Origin of the sequence: Synechococcus sp. R55.7, from assembly GCF_047461955.1 — a bacterium.
Taxonomy (GTDB): Bacteria; Cyanobacteriota; Cyanobacteriia; order Thermostichales; family Thermostichaceae; genus Thermostichus.
Map to the genome: position 1 here is coordinate 1 of NZ_JANSIC010000306.1, position 2,127 is coordinate 2,127.

General features: G+C 59.4%; 2 protein-coding genes. One reads left to right on the forward strand and one right to left on the reverse strand.

What is annotated here, in order from left to right:
• A partial coding sequence (locus NW820_RS11990; protein WP_414407599.1) for a DUF192 domain-containing protein occupies positions 1 to 514 on the reverse strand: 514 nt, incomplete at its 3' end.
• 270 nt (positions 515 to 784) lie between these two features.
• Here NW820_RS11990 and NW820_RS11995 point away from each other — a divergent pair.
• Entirely contained in the window at positions 785 to 2,095 is a 1,311-nt protein-coding gene (locus NW820_RS11995) for a serpin family protein (RefSeq protein WP_414407600.1), read from the forward strand.
• Positions 2,096 to 2,127: the final 32 nt, after the last annotated feature.

The following is a 2,127-nucleotide window of genomic DNA, read 5'->3' on the forward strand; positions in this document are numbered from 1 at the left end:
CGGGCTGAAGCTCTCGGATCTCGACCGGATCTCCAACGGCCAAACCCAAAGCGGCAGCCGTCCCGCCGCGAAACTCCAGCACACCGTCCACCAACTGGGAAGGAGGCGGCCCATAGGTGGGGCAGGGTTGGGCGGGGCAGCCGGGCACATCGGCGGCAATGTACACCACCTTGCCTTGGTGAAGGAAAATGATGTCCAGGTTGATCAGGGTGTTGAACATCCAAAAAGAAGCTGGCTGGGGCGGATCAAAGGGAAACCACATGCCCCGATCCGGCGGCAAATCGGTGCGAAACATCAGGCCCAAGCGCTGTTGCTCAGGGGTGCGGGCCACCTCTAGCTCAAAGCGTTGGCCGGCAAGGGTGACTTCGGCTTCAACCGGCAGTTGCTGGGGCTGCCCTATGGCTGGGGGGGATGGAGAGATGGCTTCGGTTACCTGAGTTTGTGAGGCGGGAGATCTCTCCGTGGCAGCAGTACATCCCAAGCCGGATCCCAGGAGCAGTAGAGCCAGGCCCAAGGCGACTCTGCACCCTTTTGGAACGTGTATCGTGAACAGAACCATGTGGCACTCTCCTGTGCAGGCTTCATCCTATCGCGCCGGACGCTGCTGCCGCGACTTGGCCAACCGGATGCAGAAAGTTCCCCTCTGGGAGGGCCTTGCCAATTCTTGCTTGCCGGAAGCTGCCTGCGTCTTTCCACCTTGAGCGCAGCCGGAATGGCGGCCCCGGGCAAGGGAAGTCCACAACCGACCCGATAGCATAGCCATAGACTCTGCCAGGAGAGCCCTATGAAAGACCTGTTTAATCGATCCTTGGTGAGCCGGATCCCTCTTCTGGCTCTGCTGGGTTTACTGAGCCTGGGCCTCTGGCCCACTCACGGGATGGGATCCCGTTCACAGGAAACCCCGGTGCGGATTCCCTTTGAGCCAACGGTGACCTATGGGGAAGGGTATGGGGAAAAGACCGTGGCCCAACAAGCCCAAAGCCGCTTTGCGCTGAAACTGTTTGATCACCTGCTCCGTCAGCAGCCCCAAGAGAACCTCTTTTTCTCCCCCTTGAGCATCCGCCTGGCCCTGAGCATGCTCTACAACGGCGCCTCTGGGGAGACTCAAACGGCAATGGCCGAGGTGCTGGAGGCACAGGACCTTTCCCTCAATGAGTTGAACTGGAGCAATGCCCAAATGGTGGGCTGGCTGGCGGAGGGATCCCCGGCAGGAGGGCCAGTCCAGGTGCAAATGGCCAACGGCCTCTGGGTGGATCAAACCCTCACCTTACAGCCCCAGTTTTTGCAGGCTTTGGCCACCTACTACCAAGCGGTGGTGAATCGGGTGAATTTGGGATCCCGGCAAACGGTGAACCAGATCAACGGCTGGGTGGCCGAGCGCACCCAGGGCAAGATCAACCGCATTGTGGATCGCCTCAGCCGCGAGGATTTGATGGTTTTGCTCAATGCCATCTACTTCAAAGGCGAGTGGACTCAGCCCTTCGATCCGGAGCGCACCCAAACTCAGCCCTTTACTCGGTTGGATGGCCGCCGCGTCCGAGTACCCATGATGGTTCAATCAGGTCGTTACGACTACCTGGAAACCGAGCAGTTGCAGGTGGTGAGCCTGCCCTACGGGGAAGGAGAACTGGAAATGCTGATCCTGCTGCCCAAGAAGGGAGTGAAGCTGGAATCGCTGCGGGCAGAGCTGAGCCCGGAAACTTGGCAAGAATGGACGGGATCCCTGCGCCCCCGTGCAGGTTCGGTGCGGATCCCGAGATTTGAATTGGCTTATGAAACGGATCTCACTTCAGTTCTGCAGCAGTTGGGCCTGGGAGTTGCCTTTTCCAACCGAGCCGATTTCAGCCAGATGACCCCAGAGCCAGCGCGGATCAGCAAAGTCCTGCACAAAGCAGCAATTGAAGTGAACGAAGAGGGATCCGAGGCGGCAGCCGCTACTGGGGTGATCGTCTCCCGGACTGCTGTCGACCGGCAAGAGCCCTTTCAATTTGTGGCAGATCGGCCCTTCTGGTTTGCCATTGTGGCCTCCGGATCCGGCGGCAACCCAGCGGCCCAAACCGTGTTGTTCATGGGATCCCTAGTGGATCCTGAATAAGGGGATCCCTCAGGGCAGCTTGCTGACTTCTT

Excerpts from the sequence above, each read along its gene's own strand:
- NW820_RS11995 (WP_414407600.1), top strand. The coding sequence starts at position 785 with ATGAAAGACCTGTTTAATCGATCCTTGGTGAGCCGGATCCCTCTTCTG.